This is a genomic window from Nonomuraea sp. NPDC052129 (genome assembly GCF_040680095.1).
In the GTDB taxonomy this organism is placed as follows: Bacteria; Actinomycetota; Actinomycetes; order Streptosporangiales; family Streptosporangiaceae; genus Nonomuraea.
Genome location: NZ_JBFAVX010000042.1, coordinates 45,084 through 67,004, shown reverse-complemented (window position 1 = coordinate 67,004; position 21,921 = coordinate 45,084). Strand labels below are relative to the sequence as shown.

Sequence of the window (21,921 nt, the reverse complement as noted above, 5' to 3'; positions counted from 1 at the left end):
ACATCAAGATTGTTTTATACTGGGTTGGGGTATATGTCAACCCATGAATTTGAGCTCGGCAATCTCCTCCTCCGCACCGGCCGTAGGGCTGCGCCAGCTCGGTGAGATTCCCCCGACCTGCCCGACTTCTCCGACACCGACGACCGGGAGGAGGAAAGGACGTAAGGCCGCTCCGGTCAGACAGCCCGGTGTTACTGCTCGGTGCGCGGCCGGTCGGCCACTGCGCTCGTGGGGGCGGCGGGCGCGGAGGAAGAGATGCGGGATAGCGCGCTCTGGCCCGTGGAAGGAGGCGGGCGGTGGGTCAGTTCGCGGGGGCGAAGGCTGTGGTGAAGGTCTTGCCGCCGTCCTTGGACTCCAGGATGGTGCCGTCTTCCAGGGCGGCCAGCAGGCGTTGACGGTCCACGGCCGTGAACGCGGTGGCCTGGCCGGGTAGCTTGCCGACGGCGGTCCAGGTCTTGCCGGCGTCCTGGCTGGTGTGGATGCGGCCGTCGGCCCCTGCGCCCACGATCAGGCCGGTGACCAGGACGTCCACATGGCTGAGCAGCGGGGCCGTCGTCACCTCGACGAAGTTCCCGCCGCCGTCCTCGCTCACCTTCAGGCCTTCCGGGGTGGTGGCGTACAGGCGGGTGGGCTCGTTGGCGCTCACGCCCAGGTCGAGGATCTTGTCCTTGGCGCCTTGCGTCCAGGTGGCGCCGCCGTCTCCGCTGCGCCAGACCTTCGAGGTCTGGCTGTCGAAGGCGTACAGGCTCTCGCCGGCGAGTTGGAGGGAGTGGAAGTCGGCGGAGCCGTCCTGCGAGATCGTCTTCCAGGTGAGCCCCGCGTCGGTGGAGCGGACCAGTCCGAGGTGCGGCGGACGATCCGAGGAGACGTCCTCGGCAGCGGGATGGCCGCTGGCCAGGAAGGTCTTGGGGCCGGTGATCGTGAAGCCCATGTGGTCCTGGTCCCGGTCGGCGACGCGGGCGACGGTGGTCGAGGAGGTGACCGTGAACAGCCCGTAATGCCCGGCGACGTAGAGGACGCCATCGGCCGGATCGACGCCGACGCCGTGGACGTGGCCGACCCCGAGGTCCGGCGACCCGCTCGTTCCGCCGTGCTCTGGAGCCGCCTGTCCGCACGCGACCAGGGCGAAGCTCAGTGCGGCTGCCGAAAGCAGCCGCCGACCCACATGTTGCATGGCCAAATACTACTATTGGCTATCGTAGATAGCGTCCTTGGGTCACACGACAGCGTCCAGGTGGTCACCCGCGGCGGTGGCGCGCTTGAGGCGGATCAGGTCCTTGGGGGCATTGACGGCGACGGCGCCGACGAGCACACCGTTCCTGGCGAAGGCGATTGCGAATCGGTCCTCGTCCGGCTCCCCGGCTACCAGGCGGCTCTCGTCGGCCAGGTGCGGCAGTCCGGCGGTCTGGATGCGGGCGCCGTGCATGTGAGTGGCGAAGGAGGGGAGGTCGGCGTACGGCTTGGCGTTCTCCGGGCCGGCCAGGAGGTTGAGGGCGGCGAGGGCGCCCTGGTCGTTGGCGTTCGCCCAGTGCTCGACGCGTACGAGTTCGCCGCCGAACAGGCCGTGCGGCCAGCGCGCGACGTCGCCCGCCGCCACCACGTTGTCGGCGGCGTACAGGGTCGCGTCGCACACCACGCCGTCACTCAGTGTCAGGCCGCTGCTCTCCAGCCAGTCGGTGTTCGGGGTGACGCCCATGCCCGCGATGACCAGGTCGGCGGGCAGCGTCCGGCCGTTGCCCAACCGCACGCCCGTCACCCGGCCGTTGCCCTCGAAACCGGTCACGCGCGTGTCGCCGACCAGCTCGACGCCGTTGTCGCGGTGGTGGCGTGCGAGCCAGCGCGCCGCTTCGGCGCCCAGGACATTCGTCATGGGGTGAGGGGAGGCGTCGACGAGGGTGACGCCCAGGCCGAGGGCGCGGGCGGTCGAGGCCACCTCGCCGCCGATGAAACCGCCGCCGATGACCACGACACGCTCGTGCCCGGCCTGTAGCTCGGCGCGCAGGGCCAAGGCGTCTTCGATGGTGCGAAGGGTGCGGACGCCGTCGGGGTGGTCGGGCAGGCGGCGCGGGCGGGCCCCCGTGGCGATGACGAGCCCGTCATAGCCGAGCTCGGTGTCGTCGTCCAAGGTGAGGCGCCGGGCGGAGGTGTCCAGGCGCACCGCTTGGCGGCCCTTCAGCCACTGGTCGCCGAGCTCCTCGGCGCCGGGCAGGGTGATCTCTTCGTCGCCCCTCAGCATGCTCTTGGACAGGGGCGGGCGGTTGTAGGGCAGGTGGCGCTCGGCACCGATCAGGGTGATGTCGCCCGCGAAGCCCTCCCGCCTGAGCGTCTGCACGGCACGCAGGCCGGCCAGGGAGGCACCGACGACGGCAACGGTGTTCAGCGTTCTCATGGTCGCGGACTATACCTATAGGGGGTATATGATGCAAAATACCCCCAGGGGGCTTAACTGAACCAAGAGGAGATGTCATGAGCAGCACGTACAAGGTGAGCGGAATGACCTGCGGCGGATGCGCGGGCAAGGTGAAGTCGGAGATCTCCAAGGTGGACGGGGTCACCGACGTTGAGGTGGACCTGACCAGCGGCACGGTCACCGTGGCCGGAACCGCCGAAGAGGCCCTGGTTCGCGATGCCGTCGAAGAGGCGGGCTACGAACTGACCGCCGTTTGATCGGACCGTCCGCGGCTCGTTGGCGAACGGCATCCTGCCGGGTTCCGTACCTCTCCTTGGCGGCACCCGGCAGGATGCTACGAGGCGGCCGGTCTCAATTGGTCACCGCCAGCGGACGAAGGCCACCATGATGCCCATCGCGCTGTCATAGGCGGCCGGCTCGTTGTACTGGGTGTGCACGCGGATCCGGTCGCCGAGAGAGAAGGACAGGTTCGGTTCGCAGGGGCTGAAGTCCGATACCGATCCCATGTATGCCATCAGCGGTGCGTTGGGATGCCCGTCCGTGGTCACAGTGTTCGCGCTCGCCGGATGCCCGTCCGTACCGGCTCCCGGTCCCGTCGGCACGTCCATGGAGTCCGGCGCGTACCCCGCGACTGACGTGCAGAAGTAGCGGTTCTTGGTCGCGTTCTCCAGGGACACGCTGATGCTGTGGTCGTGGGCGTGGCCGCCGACCGCCACCAGGGTCCCGGCGCGCGCCGCGATCGTGGTCCAGTGGGAGTCGGAGTAGCCGGCCGGGATGGAGCGCTCGGAGTCGCCGCACTGGTCGATGTCCAGCCAGACCGGGTCGACCCGGGTGGCGTTCGGGACCCAGCTGAAGGTGTACTTGAACTCGACGGTGATCGGCCGCTCGGTCATGTTCATCAGGTCGTAGATGAGACCCCACTTGTCACCGGCCTTGACGTAGTAGCCGTTGTTGCCGGTGGTGTAGAGGGTGTTGAGCGTGCGTTCGTTGCCGGCCGCGAAGAAGCGTTCGTTGCCGCCTTGGAGCAGGCCGAGGCGGTTGATCGAGTCTCCCAGGCCGGGTGGGCAGGTGGCGTCCCAGCGGCTGAAGTTGACGTTGACGGCGTGGTGGAGCATGCCGCCGGTGTCCATGTTGACGCCGGTGTTCGTCCCGGCGAAGACGAGGTCGGGCATGATGCCGGTGATGTAGCAGTTCTCGCACGGCTTGGCGATCTTCATGCTGCGGCAGCTGGTGATGATGCCGATGAGCGGGTTGCAGTTGCCGTCGAGCGCGATCTCGTTCTTGATCTCGCCCACCTTGCCGCCGGACATGGCGGGAATGGTGATGGGGCCCCAGCGGACGGTCGTGACGTTCTGACCGGCGGGCGGATTCCAGGCGGGGGGCTCGTACGACGCCGCGCCGACCCTGACGGGCGCGGACATCACCACCAGGAGGAGCGCGCTGACCAGCACGACGAGGGTGCGATTTCGCATGTGCGTCTCCCTTGTTTCAGCCAGGAAGTATGAGCCTGCTCAGCGGTTGCCGTTCAGGCCGAAGGCGACGAAATCGGAGAGGAACTGCTTGATCTGCCGGCGGGAGTACCGGTCGGGGTGCTCCAGCCAGAGGGCGGCGATGTGCTGGTTCAGGGCGAGCATGGCCTGCGCGAGAAGGTCCGGGTCGTCGCGGCGGATCGCCCCTTCACTCATCGCCGTCTCCAGGATGGGCCGCAGGTCGCTCGCATGTTGCTCGAAGGCCCACGTGGACAGCGGGCCGATGGTGGTCTCGATGTTGCCGGCGTTGCGGAAGTGCAGGAAGCCCGGGCCGGTGTCGGTGACGAAGTCGAGGTAGGCGTCCAGGGCCCGGTCGAGGCGGTCCTGCGCGGTGCCTTCTGCGTCGTATGCCTCGCGCAGCCGTGCCTGCAGCCGTTCGGTGTGCTGGATGACGAGCTGGACGAACAGGTCGGCCTTGTTGTCGAAGTACAGGTAGAACGTGCCGACCGACAGCCCGGCACGCCGGACGAGGTCCTCGATGCGTAGGGCCGGCCAGCCATCTGAGGCGATGATCTCCCCCGCGGCAGCGAGCAACCGCCGCTGGACCTCGGGGTTCTCAGTGGCCAGCCGCCGTCGTCCGCGCCGCTCGCGGCGCACAGGTTTGATGTCCATAGCGTGAGAATGAGTCGGTGAATTGGTTTTAATTCACCAACTTACGATGGTCAATCCCCTTCGGTGGGATTGCTGCGCCTGACCGTTCCTACTATCTATCATCGTAGTAATGTCTGATATGGCGTCATGGACGGGAGCGGTGTGGCTGAGGCCGGGCGCTTTGGTGTACATCGGCAGGCTCGGCGACGCGCACGCTCACGCGCATGCCGCCGTGCAACTGCTTGTCGTCAGCTCCGGCCGCGTCATCCTCACCGACGAGCGGGCAGCCGAGAGGAGCGTGTCGGCAGTGGCGATACCCGCCGGTGTCCCGCACGCCATGCGCGCCGAGGACGCGTTCGGAGCGTCCGTCTATCTCGATCCGGCTCTTCTGGAGAACGACGGGGCGAGCCTGGTGGCCGGCCTGCTGGCGCTTCCGGTTGATGAGAAGTTCGCCGATGCGGCGCTGGCGTTGCTGAGCGAGGTGCGCGCCGCCTCTCCGGATCGGGTGGTCCGGCAGGTGATGGAGCTGGTCGGGCGGGGCATCGCCGGTCCTTTGCGGCTGCGCGACCTGGCGGCGCGGGTGGCCCTCTCTCCCAGCAGGCTGGGGCATCTGTTCAGTGAGCAATGGGGGTTGCCGTTCACGGCGTACGTACGGTGGGCGCGGCTGCGCGCGGCGATGGACACCGTACGCGCAGGCGGCTCGCTGACAGATGCCGCGCACGCCGCCGGGTTCACCGACAGCGCCCATCTGACCCGGGTGACGCATGCCATGTTCGGACTGGCACCCTCGGTGCTGGCTCGCGGGATGAGCTGGGAGTGAAGGACAGCCGCTCCGTACAAGCAATCGAGGAGGCAGCAGGGCCAGGCTGACGGCATGACTGATGACATGCCGGACGACGGAGCGCCACAGCGCCTTTCTCCCGCTGCGGTCGTCCTCGTGGTGGCGGCCGGCTTTACCTCGCTGTTCGCCACGTATTGGGACGATGCCTGGCACACCGATATCGGCAGGGACGACGCGCTGATACCGCCGCACCTGCTGCTGTATGGAGCGGTGGCCGTCGTGGGGCTGACAGTGGCGGGCTGGGGTCTGCTCACACTGTGGCGTACGCGATCGCTGATCGCCGTGCTGAGACAACCTCCGCTGCTCATCGCCGCTGTCGGCGGCGTGGCCACGCTGGCTTCCGCGCCCGTCGACGCACTCTGGCACGACGCCTTCGGCCGGGATTCGGTGCTGTGGAGCCCGAGCCACATGCTGACCGTGTTCAGCACACTGGCCCTGATCGGCGGGGTGCTCGCGGGCATGCGGCCGGACAGCCCTCGACCGCTGTGGTGGGCCGGCGGGGCATTGCTGCTGGGCAGCGCTGTCACGTCGGTGATGGAGTTCGAGACGGACGTGCCGCAGTTCTCCGAGGTGCTGTACTTCCCTGTGCTGCTGGTCTGCTCGATGTACGCGGCCGTGCTGCTGCGGGCGCTGGCACCGCGCCGGCATCTCGTGGCGGGAGCGGTCGGCGTCTACGTGCTCGCGCGGCTGGTGATCACCGGGCTGCTGCCGGCCCTCGGGCGTACCAGCCCCGACCTTCCCCTGGCCGTCGTCGGTCTGGTGGCGATCGACCTACCGTGGCGGCGGCCCGTGACCGCTTACGCGGCAGGAGCGGCGGGCACCGCCGTCACTTCCTACCTGTCCTCCGTGCTGGGTATCGGCAGTGTCAGTCCCGACGCCGTGCTCGTGCCCGCGTTGGTGGTGGCCGCCCTCGGCGCGGTTGTGATCTTGGGCGAGCGCCGGATGCGCGGCGCGGTCGCGGTCGTCGCGCTGCTGCTGCCGCTCGGTCTGACCGTCCTGGATCCACAGCCTGCTTCGGCGCACGATCCCGGACAGGGGCAGGTCGTCGCTACGGCCGTGCTGACCGGCACCTCGGACGGCTCTGGGGGGATGACGCTCACGGTCGAGGGGTGTAAGGGTATGACGCCGCTCAGAGTGGTCGCTCGCCGGGCCGGAGAGGAGATCGCCGGTCCGCTTGGTTCGACACCTGGTGGATGCCGTGGCCAGGTACGGGTCGACCAGGCGGGCCGGTGGTTCCTGTACGCGGAGATGCGTTATCGGGGCGGCGTGGTCGAGGCCTGGCTACCCATTGACCGCGAGGTCGTGCGGCAGAGACGTGACATCTACCTTCCAGCAGGTCAGGCGGTAGTGACCGGCGGGCAGATCGCAGCGGGCGTCGGCTTGTATCTGGCCGGGCTGGTCATGCTGTCACTGACCGTGTACCTGGCCGGACGAAGCCGCGCGTGATGTCGATCGGAGATCGGCTTCGGCGGTCACCGGTTGGGCGTACCGCTGTTCGAGCTTGGCGAGCTTCCAGTACGCGACACTGCCCAGCCAGGTCAGGAGGAAGACGCCGACGATCCCGTACCCGATCGTGTTGAGGTCGATGGCGGCAAGAGCGGCCCACGGCTGACGGTCGGCCAGGCCGAGTTGGTCGGCGAGGATACCGAGCAGTTCGACGGTGCCGACGGCGAAGGCGACGAAGATGGACAGGCCGGTGGTGGAGAGGTTGTAGTAGATCTTGCGGAGCGGGTTGCTGAAGGCCCAGTTGTAGGCGTGGGCCATGAACGCGCCGTCGAGGGTGTCCCACAGCGACATGCCCGCGGCGAAGATCAACGGCAGCGAGATGATGGCCAGCGGAGGGAGTTGACCGCCCGCGGCCGCTCCGGCGGAGACGCCGATCAGGCCGACCTGGGTGGCGGTGTCGAAGCCGAGCCCGAACAGCAGGCCGACCGGGTAGATGTGCCAGCTGGCGCTGATCAGCCGGGTGTAGCGGCCTTTGAGCAGGCGGTTCAGCAGGCCGCGTTCGGCCAGCAGGCGTTCGAGCCGCTCCGGTTCGTAGGCGCCTTGGCGTACCTGTCGCCACATCTTCCAGATGCCGGCGAAGATGACCAGGTTCAGCCCGGCCACCAGGTAGAGGAAGGCGCCTGAGACGGTCGTGCCGATGATGCCACCGATGTCGGCGAACGAGCTCTGGAACCGCACGGCCGCCTGCGTGGCGAACGCGACCGCCACCGACAGTGCCAGCACGACGGTGGAGTGGCCGAGCGAGAAGAACAGCCCCACGCCCTGCGAGGGCCGGCCCTTCTGCAGCAGGAGCCGGGTGGTGTCGTCGATGGCGGCGATGTGGTCGGCGTCGAAGGCATGGCGCATGCCGAGCAGATAGACGATCCCGGCGGCGGAGGCGAAGACGAGTTGGCCGCGGCCGTCGGTCAGGTTGTGGTAGGCGGGCTGGGCGTTGTAGTAGGCGAACAGCCCGAACCCCGCGACGTGGAGAGCGGCGACCACGCCGAGCAGGGGGACCAGGCGTAGGACGTCGGTCCGGGTGAATCGTCGGCTGCTGGTCTGCATGGGAGCCCTTCATCGCTTTTGCACAAATCTAGCAACTGCCGAATATTTGCTACTAGATGGCATAGCAGATGAAGCGGTGTTCGCGGTGCCCGGGGTCAGCTCCCGGGCACCGCGAGGTCGATTACGTTCGCTCCACGTTCTCGAGTGAAGGGCGGCCGTTGTGCGAAGGGCCGATGAGGCGCAGGAACGCCTGTACGCGGGGATGTGCGGGCGCGGTGAAGAAGCGCTGCGGGGGAGCCTCTTCGATGACGTTCCCGCCGTCCATGAACACCACCCGGTCGGCCACATCGCGGGCGAAGGCGGTCTCGTGCGTCACGATGACCATGGTCATCCCGTTTCCGGCCAGGTCACGGATGACCTGCAGGACCTCGGCGTGCAATTCGGGGTCCAGCGCGGAGGTGGGCTCGTCGAACAGGATGACCTGCGGCTCCATCGCCAGTGCCCGGGCGATGGCGACGCGCTGCTTCTGGCCGCCGGACAGCGTGGCGGGGTAGCAGTCGCACTTGTCGCCGAGGCCCACCAGCGCGAGCAGCCGCCGGGCGAGCTCGGTCGCCTCGGCGCGGGGCACGTTCCGTACGGAGATCGGGCCTTCCATGACGTTCTGCAGCGCCGTCAGGTGCGGGAAGAGATTGAACTGCTGGAACACCATCGCCGAATGCCGACGGATCTCGCGGATCCGGGCGGCCCTGGCGCGACGCCCGCCCTGGCGCGTGCCGCAGTCGACGTGGTTGCCGCACAGGCGGACGGTGCCGGAGTCGGGCTCTTCCAGAAGGTTGAGGCAGCGGATCAGGGTGGTCTTGCCGGAGCCGGACGGCCCCATGACCACCACGACCTCGCCCGGCCGCACGTCGAGGTCGATGCCCTTGAGCACCTCGTTGTCGCCGAAGCGCTTGGTCAGCCCGCGCACGCTCACGATGGGTTCTGAGCTGGTCATGCGTAGGCCTTTCTCATCCGGCGTTCGAGAGCCTGCTGGCCGACCTGCAGGAGGGTGTTGATCAGCCAGTACATGAGTCCGACGATCAGCAGCGCGTCCATGTAGCGGAAGGTGGAGGTGCCGATGCCCTCGGCCACCCTGGTCAGCTCCACCACCGTGACCGCGGAGGCCAGGGAGGTGTCCTTCATCAGGGCGATGAACCGGCTGCCCACGGGCGGCAGGGCGATCCTGATGGCCTGGGGGAAGATGACGCGGCGCAGCGTCTTCCCGTACGGCATGGCCATCGAGGCCGCCGCCTCCCACTGTCCCTTGTCGACGCCGAGGATGCCCGCGCGGAAGTTCTCACTGAGGTAGGCGGCGGTGAACAGGGTGAAGGCGATGATCGCCGACGGGATGGGCGGAATCTCCAGGCCGATCTGCGGCAGTCCGAAGTAGATGATCATGATCTGGATCAGCAGCGGCGTGCCGCGGAAGACCGAGACGTACGCGGTCGCCACGGCGGAGAGGACGCGGTTGCCGGAGATCTTCGCCAGCACGATCGCGGCCCCGAGGACGCTGCCCAGGATGAAGGAGACCACACCGAGGAGAAGGGTGATCACCATGCCGGTGAGGAGATCGGGAAAGGAGTCGACCAGTAGATCCATGAGTACCTTCCCTGCTCAGCTCGCCGGAACCTTGGCCAGTTCCTGCGTCATGTCGAGACCGCCCAGCCACTTGCGGGAGATGGCGGTCAGGGTGCCGTCAGCGATCATGTCGTTGAGCGCCTTGTCGACGGCCTGCTTGAAGCTCGCCGAGCCCTTTGCGAAGGAGATCCCGTTGACCTCCGATTCGAGCAGCGGCCCTGCGGGCTTGACCTTCAGGTTGTTCTTCGCCGCCAGGAACGCCCCTTGGAACCGTGACGCCAGCACGGCGTCGGCCCGCCCCCGCGCCACCTCGGTCAGCCCGAGTGTGGCGTTGTCGTAGGTCTTGATGTCGGCGTCGGCGATGCTCTTCTTGGCGAAGGCCGCCTGCGTGGTCCCGGCCGTCACCGCGATCTTCTTGCCCTGGAGGTCGGTCAGCCCCGTGATGTCGGAATTGGCGTCGGCCACGAAGATCGAGATCCCGTTGACCTGGTACGGGCGGGAGAAGTCCACCTGCTTGGCACGTTCCGGGGTGATGGTCTGGCCGGCGACGACGGCGTCGAACCGGCCGGCCTGAACGCCGGCGATGAAACTCTGGTAGTTGGAGGCGACGAACTCGACCTTGGCGATGCCGAGCCGCTTGGCGAGCTCGTTGGCCACGTCGACGTCGTAGCCCGCGGGCTTGCCGCCGTCCAGGAAGTTCCACGGCGGATTGGCCTGCGTCTGGGCCACCCGGAGGGTGCCGGACTCCTTGACCCGCCGCAGGAGGTCGGCGGCGTCCGCGGAGCTGTGGCCGCACGCCGACAGGGTGATCGTCAAGGCGGTGGACAGGCCTGCCGCCAGGAGGGGTTGAATACGTATCTTTTTCGCCACAGTGGGCTCCTTGTCACGCAGCAGTCGCCCGGCTCTGAACCCCCGCGAACCGTGGACATCCCCAGGTTGGGGCTTATATGTCCATGGCGTATACGGTGGGCCATTATGTCCGAAGCGTCAAGTACCCCCCTGGGGTAATTTTCCAAACCTCCTGCTCGGAAGGGGGTAGTTGACGGCTTCTGCGAGCGATCGCTGGTGAAGGTGCCAAATTTACGGACATCCCGGTGTCCGCCGTCTCATAGCCGTACGTTGGTCACCCGGGAGGTTTCCGGGCGGCCAGCCGTTCGACGATGCCGAGCTTGAACCGGTCATGACGTTCAACGGTCAGGCCGTGATCAGGTAGCCGCTCGATGGGGCGGCGCAGGAAGTGCTCGCCTCCCAGGGGCACGGTCACCAGTTCGATCAGGCGTTGAGCCACCCGGACCGGCCACCCTGACGCGGCCACATGGTCACCGAGCAGCAGAACGCCGCCGGGCCGGAGTACGCGCACCATCTCGGCGATCGCTCGCCGATCATCAGGGATCGCACAAAGGGAAAAGGTGCCGACAACCGTGTCGAAGCTCTCGTCCGGAAAGTCGAGCGCCTGAGCATCCCCCTCACGCAGGTCCACCTCCCGGCCCAGGGAGGCGGCCTGGCGCCGGGCGATGTCCAGCATGGCCGGGCTCCAATCGATGCCGGTCAGCCGTACGTCCTCCGGGTAGAGGGGGAGGTTCAGGCCCGTCCCGATGGCGACCTCAAGGGTGTCGCCGCCGGCCTGCCCGCAGATCCACGAACGGGTGTCTCCGAACACCTTCCGGTCGAGGAAGGTCATCTGCTTGTCGTAGGAGCCGGAGTGCTTGTCCCAGTAGCGGCGCAACCGTTCGTCGCGTGGCCTCGATTCCATCCATCTCACCTCTCGCCGGTCTCAATATCGGGAGCTCATCCGGGGCGTCGAGCGGTGACCAGCCAGGCCGCGCTCCTGAGGAAGACTCCGGCCGCCGTCTCGTGCGAGGCGAGGCGCTCATGGAGGGCGTGGAGCATCTTGGCTCTCGTCTCTTCGTCGGCCTTGTCGAGCAGGCTGCTGACCAGGCCCATCTGGGAGACGAAGTCCAGCACGTCGTTCGCGTCGTCCCCGAGTCTCATGGCCTCGTCCACAGGGTCCACGCTGATCTGGGTGTAGCCGGCTGTATGCAGGAGATCGGTGATCCGACTGGATGCCGCCAGGGAGAAGGGCCCCGGGCCGTCGTTGTCGAGGGAACCGGACAGGGGGACGTACGAGGCCAGGACCGCGCCCAGTTCGGTGATCCATTCGTTGTCGAGCGGCTTCCGCCAGCACAGGAACGCCAGACGCCCATCGGGGCGAGTCGCCCGTGCGATGTTGGTGAAGGCCGCCACAGGATCGTTGAAGAACATCACCCCGAAACGGCTGATCACCACATCGACGCTCGCCGCGGCGAAGGGGTGAACCTGTGCGTCGGCCAGTTCGAAGCGCGTGTTGACGAGGTTCTCGCCCTTGGCTCGGTGCCGGGCCTCCTCCAGCAGGGGAGCGGACACGTCGATGCCGAGTGCCTGGCCGTCCTGCGCGCCCCGAGCGGCCGTGCAGGTGGTCTGGCCGCTTCCGCACCCGATGTCGAGCACGTGGTCCTCGGGGGCGATGGCGGCCGCCTCGAACAGGTGGGAGCTGATCCTTTCCATCATCTCGTCGTAGCGATCCCGGTGGGCGACCCAGTGCCGGCCGTCGCCCTCGTTCCACGCCTTGGCCTGCTCGGGGTTGGCGACAGACGCACGTTCGGTGCGCGACATAGAAGCTCCTCTGGTTGGATGATCTACTATTCATAGATAGTACTCACAGTGGATAGTAGTATGACGTCGTGCAGGATGAACTGGATCGGGCGGTCGCCGTTCTCGGCCCGCTGGAGGGCCGGCTCATGCGGGCCGTGTGGACTGGAGCGGTCACTGAGCCGTTCGTGGTCCGGGACGTGCAGGGATTGGTGCCGGAGCTGGCCTACACCACCGTGATGACCACGTTGCGACGGCTGGCCGACAAGGGAATGCTGGCGGCTCACGCCGAGCCGGGTCGCCGAGCCCATGAATACCGGGCCGCGGTCACGCCCGCTCAGTTCCTCTCCCAGTCGAGCCGGCAGGCCGCCGCGGGCTTCGTGGACAAGTACGGCGACGCCGCACTGGTCGCCTTCGCCGCCCACCTCGACGGCCTGCCGCCCGAGCAGCGGCGCCGCCTGCGGGAGCTGACCGAGTGATCGTCTACCTGTGGCGGCACAACCGCATCGGCCTGGCAGTGCTGGCCGGACTGATAGGCGTCCGCCTGGTGTGGCACCCCAGCGTTTCCGCCGGGATGACGATGGCCCAGTGCTGGCTCGTCTCCATCGCCGTCGTGGCCGGGGCGAGCCTGCTGGCTGTCGCCGCCCGCGCCACCTGGCTCGGCGTCGCCGCCGCCCGCAGTCTGGCCGCACTCCCGCGGGCGGCCGAGCCGGCCGATCTTGAGGCCGCGGTGCGGCGAAGCGGCGTTCCAGGTGTCGTCTGTCTGGCCGGTGCGAATCCGGCGGCCTTCTGTGCTGGAGTGCTGCGGCCACGCCTCTACCTCACCGCCGGGGCCGCCGGGGCGATCCCCGCCGAAGAGCTCGACGCGATCCTCGTCCACGAGGCCGCACACGCGCGGCGCCGTGACCCGCTGCGCCGTCTCATGCTCCGCGCCGCCGCTGACGTCCTGTTCTTCCTGCCGTTGGCGGGATGGTGGTTCGGGCGGCAGAGCGAACGGGCCGAGCTGTCAGCCGACCGGGCCGCGATCGACCGGCTGGGCGCCAAGGCGGTGGCACGGGCACTGACCCGGATGGACGGCGCCGGCCCCGCGCCGGCGACAGCCGCGGCTTTCGACGGCGCCGCCGAGGCCAGGATCGCTCAACTGCTGGGCGACGACCTGCCGATCCGCAAACCGTCCAGGGCCGGAGTGATCTTCTCCCTGACCGGTCTCGTCGTGGTCGTCAGCCTGGTCATGTGCATCGGGCAGGCATTGTGGGGCGCCTTGACGGCGTGACGGCACCCGTGCGGGCGCTGCCGCAGGAGGCCATCACCGTGCTCCGCGCCCACGCCCATTTGGGCAACACCGTCGCCGTCAGACTGCTGGCCGACCGCGATGTCATGCCTGAGCGAAGGCCAATCGCTTGACATTAATCACAAGGGGAAATGTCCAGTTTTGCGTGACAAGTCCGGTAATGGGGCGACAGAATGCGGGACCACCAGCCGCTCCGCCACTGGAGGAACCCATGCTGAGACCCCTGGGGGTACTCGCCACTGTCGCCAGCCTCGCCGCCTGCACCCCGTCCGCCGACCTGCCGCCGGGCGGAGCGGCCGGAGCGGTGCCCGAGGCGACCGTGCCCGCGGACGGCGCGGCACCGGCGTCGACGCCGGCGCAGCCGGTTCCCCGGCCGACCCCTGGATCGGACGAGTGCCACGTGAGCGTGGTCAGGCCGGACGTCTCCGCGCTCAGGATCCGGACCTCGGCCGCCCGCCGTGGCTGTGTGCACCCGGCACTGTTGCGCATCCGAGTCAAGCGCGCCGTCCCCGGCGCCGATCCGGTGGTCAAGAGCGGCGCCACCAGGAAGGGCCGCATCGCCCTGCAACTGCCCTGCGCGCCGGGTACGTACTACGCGGTCGCCACGGACTACCGGGGCGGCACAGCCAGGTCCAAGGCCGTACGGCTGGCGTGCGTCACCCCCACCCCCACCCGCGCAACGCGGGAGACGAAGGCGCCGACGGTTCCTGAGGGAAAGGCGTCCATCGCGTCCGTCGGCACGGCACTAGAGAACGACGTCGTCCGGCTGACCAACGCCGAGCGGGCCAAGGGCGGCTGCCACCCCCTCAAACACGACGCGCGACTGCGCAAGGCCGCGTTCGGGCACTCAGCCGACATGGCGAAGAACGACTACTTCGACCACGACTCTCAGGACGGCCGCGACATGGTCGACCGCATGCGCGCGACCGGCTTCACCGGCTCGTCCTGGGCCGAGAACATCGCCATGGGTCAACGATCGGCGGCCGAGGTGGTCAAGACCTGGATGAACAGCGCCGGCCACCGGCAGAACATCATGAACTGCTCGTACACCCTCATCGGGGTGGGCGCGGTCAAGGACGCGCAGGGACAGGTCTACTGGACGCAGGACTTCGCCGCCCGCTGACGCATGGGCGTTTCCGGGGTCAGACGGCGAGGGTCGAACCGCGTACGACAAGTCTGGTGGCGAGTTCGATGTGGCTGGATTCGATTTTCTCGCCGGCGGCCAGGCGCAGCGCGGTGCGCAGGGCGACCGCGCCCATCTCGCGCAGCGGCTTCACCCGGTTGCCTGGTAGGCGGTGGTCCAGAAGTCGCGGTGGAGGCGGGGCGTGTGGACGGAGTCCATCGCGCCTGCCCCACGACACCCACCGGAGATAGGCGGCCTCCAGGCCGTCCCAGAGATTACGGGGTCCGCGCTGTAGTGCTGCCACGCCCTTGTAGTCGTGGGCATAGTGCATCTGAGCGTCGGAATCATCCGACCACGGCGACAGATGAAATTCACGCCTTCTTGGTTTTCGTGCGTGCCGTACAAATCCGGCAGCATTCCCGCGATGGCGGCATCCGCGCAACCACCGGTGCGGGTTGTTGAATGGTGATCACCAGACGAGCTTTCTGGAGGATGGCATGGTCCTGATCGAGGCAGCTCCAGAGGCGTTACCGAAACAGCGAAGCAGGTGGCCGTTCTTCGTGGGCCTGGCGCTCCTCGCCTCCGTCGTCGCCTACGTCCTGGTGTTCGAGGTCCCCGAGTGGCGCAACGACGAGAAGCTGGCCCGGCTGGAGGAGCGGGTGAGCATGCTCCCGCTCCCGCCCGACACCGAGCAAGGTGATCCCAGCGTGCAGGGCACGGTGGGTATTCAGTCGGGCAACAGCAATCATTGCGACTATCTGGTCCGCATGTCCCTGCTCACCAAGCTGCCGGACGCCGAGATCGCGCGCTTCTACGAGTCCGCTGCGGTCGAGGGTGTCGAGGGTCGCGAGCTCTCCGGCACGGTGTACGTCAACCCGAGCGGATCATGGCGGGACGGGTATAAGGGCGTCATCGTGGAGTTCTTCGACGGATATCACGAAGCCGGGTTCGACATGCGCTGCCATTGACGGAAAGCGCCCTGGCAGCACTCCGTCATAGACCGGTCACCCGCATGGTGATGTTGAGGCGGCCCGAGGTCAGTCCGGTGGCGGGGTCTCCGGTGCCTGGGTAGACCTTGGGCACGCCGTGGTAGGCGAAGCGCGAGGGGCCGCCGAAGACGAACAGGTCGCCGCTGCCGAGCCGCACGTCGGTGTACGGCCTGCCGCGCGTCTCCGTGTTGCCGAAGCGGAACAGGCAGTCGTCGCCGATGCTCAACGACACCACCGGGGCGGCGGATCGTTCGTCCTTGTCCTGGTGCATGCCCATTCTGGCCTGGTCGTCGTAGAAGTTGATCAGTGCCGTGTCGGGTGTGTAGTCGTCGCCGGGTTCGCCGTACGCCGCTGTGAAGGCGCGGCGGCCCAGGGCGACCATCCAGTCGGGGAAGTCGGCGACCGGGAGGCCGTTCACGTCGCCCGCCACGCGCGTGTACTTGTACGGCTGCCAGTGCCAGCCGACGCATACCGTCTGCACCGACATGACGCCGCCTCGGGGGAGCACGGTGTGCCGGATCGGCACCGGGCCCACCGCCCATTCGCGGCACGCCCGTACCAGGTGTCGCTGTTCGTCGAGCGTCAGCCAGCTGGGCACATGGACCGCGCCTGGCGCGACCTCCCGCATCGGCAGCGGCATCATGCGGGCTCCCGGTGGATCAGGTTGCGGCCGATTCGCCAGGTGGTGCCGTCGGTGTCCGCTCCGCGCATGCCCTCCAGTGTTCCAGGCGGGGCCAGGGCGACGGCTTGCGCGGTGGAGGCGAAGCCGAACGTACGGCCGGGGTCCCAGTCGGTGCTCTGACGGAGGCGTTCGCTCATCCGGGCCCAGCCCAGCGGCGCCCCCGCCACCACCCACGCGTCCGGCGGGCCCGCCACGAACCGCCTGGCCTGGCGAAGCCACGACGCCGCCTCCTCCGGCCAGTCGACCACCGCGAGCACGGTCCCTTCCCACGCGATGTCCATTTGTGCGCCGCCTTGCCACGGGCTGCCTGTCTCTGCGGCGCCTTCCCACGGGCTGCCTGGCTGCGGGCCGCTTTCCCACGCGGCGGCCAACGCCTTCGCGGAGAGGGCGGCGTCGCGGCCGTGACCGATCACGATGGCCGTCACGCGCGGCCGGGCCGCGGCCAGCTGGCTGAGCAGCCCGGCAAGCTCGGCCGCCGTATGACCAGCCATCGCCTGTTCGGCCGCTGTCTGTTCGGTCTTCCATACCTGGTACGCCTGCGGCAGACAGACCGCGCACGGCCGGTACCCCGCCGCGATGGCCGTGACCTCGTCCGCGAAGAACACCCGCTCCCGCACGTACCCCCCACGTGAGATCGCCCGCAGCGCCGACGGGCAGTCCAGCCGCCCGTACAGCCGCGCCCGCCGATGCCCGCCCAGCGTCCCGGGCAGCACGCTGACGTACGGCCAGCCGTCGGCCCCGATCAGCGTGTACGTCACGAGGCGTCGTGGAAGACGAGGCCCAGCGTGTGCCGCAACCCCGAGCGGACGGTGCTGACCCCGTGCCGCACCGGCGACGCCGACCACCCGCGCGAGGACCGCACGGGCCGGTCCCGGGTGGTGAAGATCAGCCCGTGTCCCTGCGGCAGCAGGGTCACCGTCCCGCGCGACTGCGCCCGGGGGCGCTGCTCCACCAGTAGGAACTCGCCCCCGGTGTAGTCGTCGCCCGGCTTGTCGAGCCCGATGACCACCTGCAGCGGGAACACCAGGTCCCCGTACAGGTCGCGGTGCAGGGCGTTCCAGTCGCCCTCCTGGTAACGCAGCAGGATGGGCGTCGGCTTGGTCTGCCCGGCTTCGTGGCACATGTCCAGCCACTCGGCGAAGTCGTCCGGCCAGGGCGCGGGCTGTCCCAGGCGGGCGGCCCAGTCGCGGGCGATGGGCAGCAGATGCGGGTAGAACGCCGCCCGCAGCTCCGCCACCAGCGACGGGAAGGGCTCGCGGAAGTAGCGGTACTGCCCGCGGCCGAACCGGTAGCGCTCCATGTCGATCGTGGAACGGAACCGGCCGACCTCGCCGTACAGGTTCGCGATCTCCTTGCAGTCGGCCGGAGAGAGGACCGGTGGCGTCAGCGCGCAGCCATACGCGTTGACCTCCTCGGTCAGGGCCGTCCAGTCAGCCTTCATCTGAATGGTGGCGCGGAGACCCGGTCCTTCAGGGCCGGGAGGAGGCGCCACTCCTCCTTTCGAAAACAGTATGGAAAGTCTCGGTCACGTTCGGTAATGTGTGCGGTGGGTGAGGCCACTGTGACAGGAGGTGCGCGATGGCGATCCGCCGCTCCGCCACCAAACGACACGGCCTGCCCACGGTCGTACAGCTGCGGCTCGCACCCGCCCCGGCCCAGGGCGACGCTCTGGCCGCAGCGGTGCGGCTGTGTAATGAGGCGGCTACTGTCGTCTCCCGTCTGGCCTGGGAGCATCGCACTTTCGCTGTGGTGGAGTTGCATCGGCTGGCCTACTACGAGGTGCGTGGGCAGGTGGCCGGGTTGGGCGCGCAAGCGGCCGTGCGGGCGATCGCCCGGGTCGCCGGCGCCTATGCCAACCGGCGCGCCAGCAAGAAACGCGCGCACATCTTCCGCCCGCGCGGCGCCGTCCCTTACGACGCCCGGTTGATGAGCTTCAACCGTGACGCCCGCACGGTGTCGCTGTGGACCCCCACCGGCCGCGTCACCATGCCCTACACCGGCAGGCCAGAAGACCTGAAAGCCGTGGATACGCTGCCGGTGGGAGAGGCCGACCTGATCTGCCGACGCGGTGTGTGGCTGCTGCAGGTCCCCGTAACCCTGCCCCAGCCGGTGGTGCGTGAACCGGTCAGCGGGTTTGTGGGGGTGGATCAAGGGGTGGCGAACCTGGCGGTCACCTCCGATGGCGCGGTGCTGCCCGGCCCGGCACTGCCTGGCCCAGTCGGCGGTAACGGCCACGTCTGCACCCTGCGGGAGCGGCGCCATCGCCAACGCCGCCGATTGCAGAAGAAGGGGACTTCTGCGGCGCGGCGGGTGCTGCGTCGCCTGTCCGGTCGTGAGCACCGGATGATGACCGACCTCAACCACCAAATCTCGACGTTCGTGGTGCGTGAAGCCGAACGCACCGGCCGTGGGATTGCCCTGGAGGATCTTCAGGGCATCCGCGGCCGGGTAAGGGCTCATCGGTTCCAGCGGCGCACCCTGCACGGCTGGGCGTTCGCCCAGCAGATCGCCTTCACCCGCTACAAGGCCGCCCGAGCCGGGATCGCCTTCCTGCTGGTCGACCCCGCGTATACGTCGCAGGTGTGTCCGGAGTGCGGGCATGTCAGCCGGGCGAATCGGCCGGCGCGGGGCCGGTTCGTCTGCACCAGGTGTGGCCTCGCTGGGCACGCCGACCACATCGCGGCCCGCAACATCGCCACACGCGCCGTCGCGGGCTGGGCTGCCATCAACCAGCCACACGCTACCGGCCTCCCTTCAGCCAGACGGGACCGTGAGAGCGAACCACCAGCTTCAACCGGTGGTAGTTGATGATGACCTCCATCAGATGAGCTGCGGCTGCAGCGCGCCTTCGAGCGTGAGCAGCGCGTGCTTGCGCTCGACGCCGGCCGCGTAGCCGGTCAGGGAGCCGTTCGCGCCGACGACGCGGTGGCAGGGGCGGATGACGAGCAGCGGGTTCGCGCCGATGGCCGCGCCGACCGCGCGGATCCGGTCGCGTGTCACGCCGATGCTCGCGGCGAGCTCGCCGTACGTCGTGGTGGTCCCGTACGGGACGGCGTCCACGGCGGCCCAGACCCGCTCCTGGAAGGCGGTGCCGCCGGAGGCGCGGTCCAGGTCGAAGGCGGTCCGCTCGCCCGCGAAGTACTCGCGAAGCTGACGCTCGGCCTCGGCGAACGCGCCAGGCTCGCGCTGCCACTCGGGACGTACGGCACCACCGAACGCCACACGGGTCAGTACGGGGTCGCCTACGAGCAGGATCTCGCCCAGCGGGCTGTCGATCGTTGTGTAGATGCTCATACTCTCTACAACACCGTCGCCAGCCAGAAAGTCAGCGGTTTTCGGACCTTTGGGCATACCGATGCCCGCACGTTCGCAGGCATGGACGGGGACGGTATGTTACGCGCGTGCCCTCCACATCGCGTCCGGACGACCGCGTCGCATCCGCCTTCCGATTCGCCACTGAGCTGGTCGCCTGGGTCGCGACTCCGTGGGCCCTGGCCGCCCATTCGGTGCCGCTGGCCGTGCTGTCGGTGGTGGTGCTGATCGGGTTGCCGACGCTGTTCTCCACTCCGGGTGACAAGCGGAATGTGATCGTCGCGGTGCCGGGGGCGGTGACGATCGCGCTGGTCGTCCTGCAGGTCGTGGCCGCTGTGGTGGCGGCGTGGGTCGCCTGGCCGGTGTTCGTCGCCGTGCTGGTCTCCGTGCTGGCCGTGGTCACCGTAGTGCTGGAGCTGCCGCGCTGGCGGTGGCTCGTCTCAAACGCTCGCGTTCACGGCGCTGTTGATGATGGCGGTCGTGAACGGTGAGGGCGAGGCCGTCAAGGGCGGAGTCCGTCCAGCAGGACGGTGAGGTAGGCGTCGGCGAGCTCCTGGGACGGCGGCTGAGTACGAGCGACCGCTAGGGCGGTCTGGCCGATCAGAGCCGTGATGATGGCGGGGTCGATGTCGGTGCGGACCGCGCCGTCGCGGCGTGCCCCGTCGATCATCTCCTCGACGGCGCGGACGAGGTCGGCGCGCAGGGCCGTGGTGGCGGGTAGGTCCAGGCCACCTAGCTGGTCGTTGATGGCGTAGTGCGCGGCCTGGAAGGCGATCAGCTCGCGGAGGAAGATCCGCAGGGCCTGCGTGGGCGTGGTCTCGGCGAGGAGGTCGCGGGCGTGCTGCACCACCGGTTCAAGGAGCCGGGACACAGCGGCGTCCAGGAGTGCGTCCTTGCCGCCGAAGGCGCGCACGACAGTCGCCGCCCCCAGGCCCGCCTTCTTGGCGATGGCCTCGACGGTTAGCGATACGCCCGGCTCGGTCAGTAGCGCGGTGGCCGCGTCCAGGGCGAGCCGGCGATTGCGAACGGCGTCGGCCCGGCGCGGGGGTTCAGTGGATGTTGACAACTGGAATGCTCATTTCACATAATCAAATGGAACGTCCATTTCAGTTATCGTAGCGCGAAGGAGCCCCCATGAACGAGCGGATCCTGATCTCCGGCGCGAGCATCGCCGGCCTGACCCTGGCCCACTGGCTGGCCCGGCACGGCTTCAAGCCCACCGTGGTCGAGCGCGCCCCGGCGCTGCGCCCCGGCGGCAACGGGGTGGACGTGCGCGGCAACGCCGTCGAGGTGATCGAGCGGATGGGACTCCTGCCACGGGTCCGCGAGCTCGCCACCGACGTACACGGCATGAAGTTCGTCGACGCCGCCGACCGGGCCGTCGCCCGGATCGATACCCGGGATCCGGCCTCCGTCGAGATCATGCGCGGCGACCTGGTGGCCCTGCTGCACGAGGTGACCGACGCCGAGTACTTGTTCGGCGACTCCATCCTCGGCCTGCGGCAGGACGACGACGGGGTGACGGTCACCTTCGAGCACGCGCCTGCCCGCCGCTTCGACCTGGTCGTCGGCGCCGACGGCATGCACTCCAACGTCCGCCGTCTCGCCTTCGGCACCGAAGAGCAGTTCGTCCAGTTCAAGGACCACTACTTCGCCTTCGCCAATGCCGACGCCTCGCTCGGTGAGGACCGCTGGGTGACGATGTTCAACACGCCGGGCAAGATGACTGGAATCTACCGATCCGGCAACCACGCTCAGGCCAAGGCGTATTTCATCTTCCGCTCCGCGCCGCTGGAGTTCGACCACCGGGACGTCGCCGAGCACAAGCGACTGATCGGCGAGGCGTTCGGGGACGACCCGTCCTGGCGGGCCGGGGAACTGCTCGACACGGCCCTGGCCGACCCCGACTTCTACTTCGACGCCCTGGGCCAGGTGCGGATGGACTCCTGGTCCAGCGGCCGCATCGCGCTCGTCGGCGACGCCGCCTGGTGCGCGTCCCCCGCCTCGGGCGCGGGCGCGGAACTGGCACTGGTCGGTGCCTACCGCCTCGCCGGAGAACTCGCCGCCGCAGGCGGCGACCACCGCATCGCCTTCACCCGCTATGACCTCGCCCACCGTCCGCTGGTCGACAACAAGCAGCAGATCGGTCCTAACGTCCGCCTCATGGTGCCCAAGACCGAAGGCGGCCGGTGTGTCCGCGACGTCGTCGCCCGCCTGCCGTTGATGAAGGCGATCGGCGCGGTGGAGCGCCGGGTGCAGGCCAGGAACGCCCGGCCTCTGCCGGAGTACGCCCCAGCCCGCTAGGTGGTGTGGCTGCGGTCGGGCTGGCCTGGCGGCCCAGGGGGCGCCGGCCGCCGCTGTCATCGGGGATATGGCCGAGCTTTGACGTCTACGGCCTTTCGGTTCGCCACTGAGTAG

At 68.6% G+C, this 21,921-nt stretch carries 27 protein-coding genes; 11 read left to right on the top strand and 16 right to left on the bottom strand.

What is annotated here, in order from left to right; all coding sequences use genetic code 11:
- Positions 1 to 301 precede the first annotated feature (301 nt).
- On the bottom strand, positions 302 to 1,174 hold the full coding sequence (locus AB0L53_RS51685; protein WP_364011957.1) for a F510_1955 family glycosylhydrolase: 873 nt from the start codon (positions 1,172 to 1,174) through the stop codon (positions 302 to 304).
- Between the two features lie 42 nt (positions 1,175 to 1,216).
- Positions 1,217 to 2,389, bottom strand: coding sequence for an FAD-dependent oxidoreductase (locus AB0L53_RS51680; protein ID WP_364011954.1), 1,173 nt, complete (start codon positions 2,387 to 2,389; stop codon positions 1,217 to 1,219).
- A 77-nt stretch (positions 2,390 to 2,466) separates the two neighbouring features.
- Between AB0L53_RS51680 and AB0L53_RS51675 the strand changes: the two genes are divergently transcribed.
- Positions 2,467 to 2,667: a heavy metal-associated domain-containing protein gene (locus AB0L53_RS51675; RefSeq protein WP_357942286.1), complete on the top strand. Its 201-nt coding sequence runs from the start codon at positions 2,467 to 2,469 to the stop codon at positions 2,665 to 2,667.
- Between the two features lie 102 nt (positions 2,668 to 2,769).
- On the opposite strand, the gene AB0L53_RS51670 is transcribed toward AB0L53_RS51675, so the two are convergent.
- Positions 2,770 to 3,882 carry a hypothetical protein gene (locus AB0L53_RS51670; protein WP_364011950.1) on the bottom strand — a complete coding sequence of 371 codons (1,113 nt, stop codon included), beginning with the start codon at positions 3,880 to 3,882 and terminating at the stop codon, positions 2,770 to 2,772.
- 39 nt (positions 3,883 to 3,921) lie between these two features.
- On the bottom strand, positions 3,922 to 4,551 hold the full coding sequence (locus AB0L53_RS51665; RefSeq protein WP_364011948.1) for a TetR/AcrR family transcriptional regulator: 630 nt from the start codon (positions 4,549 to 4,551) through the stop codon (positions 3,922 to 3,924).
- 109 nt (positions 4,552 to 4,660) lie between these two features.
- Between AB0L53_RS51665 and AB0L53_RS51660 the strand changes: the two genes are divergently transcribed.
- Positions 4,661 to 5,350, top strand: a complete 690-nt coding sequence (locus AB0L53_RS51660; RefSeq protein WP_364011945.1) for an AraC family transcriptional regulator — start codon at positions 4,661 to 4,663, stop codon at positions 5,348 to 5,350.
- A gap of 54 nt (positions 5,351 to 5,404) precedes the next feature.
- Entirely contained in the window at positions 5,405 to 6,817 is a 1,413-nt protein-coding gene (locus AB0L53_RS51655; RefSeq protein WP_364011943.1) for a hypothetical protein, read from the top strand.
- Here the strand turns inward: AB0L53_RS51655 and AB0L53_RS51650 are convergent.
- The 6 genes from AB0L53_RS51650 to AB0L53_RS51625 all read right to left on the bottom strand — a co-directional run bounded on the left by AB0L53_RS51650 (position 6,779) and on the right by AB0L53_RS51625 (position 12,130).
- Positions 6,779 to 7,921, bottom strand: a complete 1,143-nt coding sequence (locus AB0L53_RS51650) for a HoxN/HupN/NixA family nickel/cobalt transporter (protein ID WP_364011940.1) — start codon at positions 7,919 to 7,921, stop codon at positions 6,779 to 6,781. The two genes, AB0L53_RS51655 and AB0L53_RS51650, sit on opposite strands and share 39 nt — an antisense overlap.
- Before the next feature lie 121 nt (positions 7,922 to 8,042).
- Positions 8,043 to 8,837: an amino acid ABC transporter ATP-binding protein gene (locus AB0L53_RS51645; RefSeq protein WP_357943100.1), complete on the bottom strand. Its 795-nt coding sequence runs from the start codon at positions 8,835 to 8,837 to the stop codon at positions 8,043 to 8,045.
- Between the two features lie 14 nt (positions 8,838 to 8,851).
- Positions 8,852 to 9,499 carry an amino acid ABC transporter permease gene (locus tag AB0L53_RS51640; protein WP_364011937.1) on the bottom strand — a complete coding sequence of 216 codons (648 nt, stop codon included), beginning with the start codon at positions 9,497 to 9,499 and terminating at the stop codon, positions 8,852 to 8,854.
- Positions 9,500 to 9,514: 15 nt separating this feature from the next.
- Positions 9,515 to 10,348 carry a transporter substrate-binding domain-containing protein gene (locus AB0L53_RS51635; protein WP_364011934.1) on the bottom strand — a complete coding sequence of 278 codons (834 nt, stop codon included), beginning with the start codon at positions 10,346 to 10,348 and terminating at the stop codon, positions 9,515 to 9,517.
- Positions 10,349 to 10,601: 253 nt separating this feature from the next.
- The gene (locus AB0L53_RS51630; RefSeq protein WP_364011931.1) at positions 10,602 to 11,231 is read right to left on the bottom strand and encodes a methyltransferase domain-containing protein; all 630 of its coding nucleotides are present in this window, start codon (positions 11,229 to 11,231) and stop codon (positions 10,602 to 10,604) included.
- A 35-nt stretch (positions 11,232 to 11,266) separates the two neighbouring features.
- Positions 11,267 to 12,130 (bottom strand): methyltransferase domain-containing protein, encoded by an 864-nt coding sequence (locus AB0L53_RS51625; RefSeq protein WP_364011928.1) that lies wholly within the window; start codon positions 12,128 to 12,130, stop codon positions 11,267 to 11,269.
- 68 nt (positions 12,131 to 12,198) lie between these two features.
- On the opposite strand from AB0L53_RS51625, the gene AB0L53_RS51620 reads away from it, so the two are divergent.
- The 4 genes from AB0L53_RS51620 to AB0L53_RS51605 all read left to right on the top strand — a co-directional run bounded on the left by AB0L53_RS51620 (position 12,199) and on the right by AB0L53_RS51605 (position 14,520).
- Positions 12,199 to 12,585 (top strand): BlaI/MecI/CopY family transcriptional regulator, encoded by a 387-nt coding sequence (locus AB0L53_RS51620; protein WP_364011925.1) that lies wholly within the window; start codon positions 12,199 to 12,201, stop codon positions 12,583 to 12,585.
- Positions 12,582 to 13,379 (top strand): M56 family metallopeptidase, encoded by a 798-nt coding sequence (locus AB0L53_RS51615; protein WP_364011922.1) that lies wholly within the window; start codon positions 12,582 to 12,584, stop codon positions 13,377 to 13,379. Before AB0L53_RS51620 ends, AB0L53_RS51615 begins: the two co-directional genes overlap by 4 nt.
- Complete coding sequence (locus AB0L53_RS51610; RefSeq protein ID WP_364011920.1) at positions 13,376 to 13,510, top strand: hypothetical protein; 135 nt, start codon at positions 13,376 to 13,378, stop codon at positions 13,508 to 13,510. Before AB0L53_RS51615 ends, AB0L53_RS51610 begins: the two co-directional genes overlap by 4 nt.
- A gap of 98 nt (positions 13,511 to 13,608) precedes the next feature.
- Positions 13,609 to 14,520, top strand: coding sequence for a CAP domain-containing protein (locus AB0L53_RS51605; RefSeq protein ID WP_364011918.1), 912 nt, complete (start codon positions 13,609 to 13,611; stop codon positions 14,518 to 14,520).
- Between the two features lie 19 nt (positions 14,521 to 14,539).
- On the opposite strand, the gene AB0L53_RS51600 is transcribed toward AB0L53_RS51605, so the two are convergent.
- Entirely contained in the window at positions 14,540 to 14,851 is a 312-nt protein-coding gene (locus AB0L53_RS51600) for a hypothetical protein (RefSeq protein ID WP_364011915.1), read from the bottom strand.
- A 166-nt stretch (positions 14,852 to 15,017) separates the two neighbouring features.
- Between AB0L53_RS51600 and AB0L53_RS51595 the strand changes: the two genes are divergently transcribed.
- The gene (locus AB0L53_RS51595; RefSeq protein ID WP_364011912.1) at positions 15,018 to 15,488 is read left to right on the top strand and encodes a hypothetical protein; all 471 of its coding nucleotides are present in this window, start codon (positions 15,018 to 15,020) and stop codon (positions 15,486 to 15,488) included.
- A 25-nt stretch (positions 15,489 to 15,513) separates the two neighbouring features.
- Here the strand turns inward: AB0L53_RS51595 and AB0L53_RS51590 are convergent, their stop codons facing one another.
- The 3 genes from AB0L53_RS51590 to AB0L53_RS51580 are packed head-to-tail and all read right to left on the bottom strand — an operon-like array spanning position 15,514 to position 17,632.
- Entirely contained in the window at positions 15,514 to 16,152 is a 639-nt protein-coding gene (locus AB0L53_RS51590; RefSeq protein WP_364011909.1) for an alpha-ketoglutarate-dependent dioxygenase AlkB, read from the bottom strand.
- The gene (locus tag AB0L53_RS51585; protein ID WP_364011907.1) at positions 16,149 to 16,949 is read right to left on the bottom strand and encodes a hypothetical protein; all 801 of its coding nucleotides are present in this window, start codon (positions 16,947 to 16,949) and stop codon (positions 16,149 to 16,151) included. Before AB0L53_RS51585 ends, AB0L53_RS51590 begins: the two co-directional genes overlap by 4 nt.
- The gene (locus AB0L53_RS51580) at positions 16,946 to 17,632 is read right to left on the bottom strand and encodes a 2OG-Fe(II) oxygenase (protein WP_364011904.1); all 687 of its coding nucleotides are present in this window, start codon (positions 17,630 to 17,632) and stop codon (positions 16,946 to 16,948) included. The genes AB0L53_RS51585 and AB0L53_RS51580 overlap by 4 nt, the downstream gene beginning before the upstream one ends.
- Positions 17,633 to 17,769: 137 nt before the next feature.
- Between AB0L53_RS51580 and AB0L53_RS51575 the strand changes: the two genes are divergently transcribed.
- Positions 17,770 to 18,999, top strand: coding sequence for a transposase (locus AB0L53_RS51575; protein ID WP_364011901.1), 1,230 nt, complete (start codon positions 17,770 to 17,772; stop codon positions 18,997 to 18,999).
- Positions 19,000 to 19,011: 12 nt separating this feature from the next.
- Here the strand turns inward: AB0L53_RS51575 and AB0L53_RS51570 are convergent, their stop codons facing one another.
- Positions 19,012 to 19,485 carry a methylated-DNA--[protein]-cysteine S-methyltransferase gene (locus AB0L53_RS51570; protein ID WP_364011899.1) on the bottom strand — a complete coding sequence of 158 codons (474 nt, stop codon included), beginning with the start codon at positions 19,483 to 19,485 and terminating at the stop codon, positions 19,012 to 19,014.
- A gap of 107 nt (positions 19,486 to 19,592) precedes the next feature.
- Between AB0L53_RS51570 and AB0L53_RS51565 the strand changes: the two genes are divergently transcribed.
- Positions 19,593 to 19,994, top strand: a complete 402-nt coding sequence (locus tag AB0L53_RS51565; RefSeq protein WP_364011897.1) for a hypothetical protein — start codon at positions 19,593 to 19,595, stop codon at positions 19,992 to 19,994.
- An 11-nt stretch (positions 19,995 to 20,005) separates the two neighbouring features.
- On the opposite strand, the gene AB0L53_RS51560 is transcribed toward AB0L53_RS51565, so the two are convergent.
- A complete protein-coding gene (locus tag AB0L53_RS51560) occupies positions 20,006 to 20,569 on the bottom strand; it encodes a TetR/AcrR family transcriptional regulator (RefSeq protein ID WP_364011895.1) in 564 nt (187 codons plus the stop codon).
- A 68-nt stretch (positions 20,570 to 20,637) separates the two neighbouring features.
- Here AB0L53_RS51560 and AB0L53_RS51555 point away from each other — a divergent pair, with 68 nt between their 5' ends.
- Positions 20,638 to 21,807 (top strand): FAD-dependent monooxygenase, encoded by a 1,170-nt coding sequence (locus tag AB0L53_RS51555; protein ID WP_364011892.1) that lies wholly within the window; start codon positions 20,638 to 20,640, stop codon positions 21,805 to 21,807.
- The last annotated feature ends 114 nt before the right edge of the window (positions 21,808 to 21,921 follow it).

Excerpts from the sequence above, each read along its gene's own strand:
- AB0L53_RS51685 (WP_364011957.1), bottom strand. The coding sequence starts at position 1,174 with ATGCAACATGTGGGTCGGCGGCTGCTTTCGGCAGCCGCACTGAGCTTC.
- AB0L53_RS51680 (WP_364011954.1), bottom strand. The coding sequence starts at position 2,389 with ATGAGAACGCTGAACACCGTTGCCGTCGTCGGTGCCTCCCTGGCCGGC.
- AB0L53_RS51675 (WP_357942286.1), top strand. The coding sequence starts at position 2,467 with ATGAGCAGCACGTACAAGGTGAGCGGAATGACCTGCGGCGGATGCGCG.
- AB0L53_RS51670 (WP_364011950.1), bottom strand. The coding sequence starts at position 3,882 with ATGCGAAATCGCACCCTCGTCGTGCTGGTCAGCGCGCTCCTCCTGGTG.
- AB0L53_RS51665 (WP_364011948.1), bottom strand. The coding sequence starts at position 4,551 with ATGGACATCAAACCTGTGCGCCGCGAGCGGCGCGGACGACGGCGGCTG.
- AB0L53_RS51660 (WP_364011945.1), top strand. The coding sequence starts at position 4,661 with ATGTCTGATATGGCGTCATGGACGGGAGCGGTGTGGCTGAGGCCGGGC.
- AB0L53_RS51655 (WP_364011943.1), top strand. The coding sequence starts at position 5,405 with ATGACTGATGACATGCCGGACGACGGAGCGCCACAGCGCCTTTCTCCC.
- AB0L53_RS51650 (WP_364011940.1), bottom strand. The coding sequence starts at position 7,921 with ATGCAGACCAGCAGCCGACGATTCACCCGGACCGACGTCCTACGCCTG.
- AB0L53_RS51640 (WP_364011937.1), bottom strand. The coding sequence starts at position 9,499 with ATGGATCTACTGGTCGACTCCTTTCCCGATCTCCTCACCGGCATGGTG.
- AB0L53_RS51630 (WP_364011931.1), bottom strand. The coding sequence starts at position 11,231 with ATGGAATCGAGGCCACGCGACGAACGGTTGCGCCGCTACTGGGACAAG.
- AB0L53_RS51625 (WP_364011928.1), bottom strand. The coding sequence starts at position 12,130 with ATGTCGCGCACCGAACGTGCGTCTGTCGCCAACCCCGAGCAGGCCAAG.
- AB0L53_RS51605 (WP_364011918.1), top strand. The coding sequence starts at position 13,609 with ATGCTGAGACCCCTGGGGGTACTCGCCACTGTCGCCAGCCTCGCCGCC.
- AB0L53_RS51600 (WP_364011915.1), bottom strand. The coding sequence starts at position 14,851 with ATGCACTATGCCCACGACTACAAGGGCGTGGCAGCACTACAGCGCGGA.
- AB0L53_RS51595 (WP_364011912.1), top strand. The coding sequence starts at position 15,018 with ATGGTCCTGATCGAGGCAGCTCCAGAGGCGTTACCGAAACAGCGAAGC.
- AB0L53_RS51590 (WP_364011909.1), bottom strand. The coding sequence starts at position 16,152 with ATGATGCCGCTGCCGATGCGGGAGGTCGCGCCAGGCGCGGTCCATGTG.
- AB0L53_RS51580 (WP_364011904.1), bottom strand. The coding sequence starts at position 17,632 with ATGAAGGCTGACTGGACGGCCCTGACCGAGGAGGTCAACGCGTATGGC.
- AB0L53_RS51575 (WP_364011901.1), top strand. The coding sequence starts at position 17,770 with ATGGCGATCCGCCGCTCCGCCACCAAACGACACGGCCTGCCCACGGTC.
- AB0L53_RS51570 (WP_364011899.1), bottom strand. The coding sequence starts at position 19,485 with ATGAGCATCTACACAACGATCGACAGCCCGCTGGGCGAGATCCTGCTC.
- AB0L53_RS51555 (WP_364011892.1), top strand. The coding sequence starts at position 20,638 with ATGAACGAGCGGATCCTGATCTCCGGCGCGAGCATCGCCGGCCTGACC.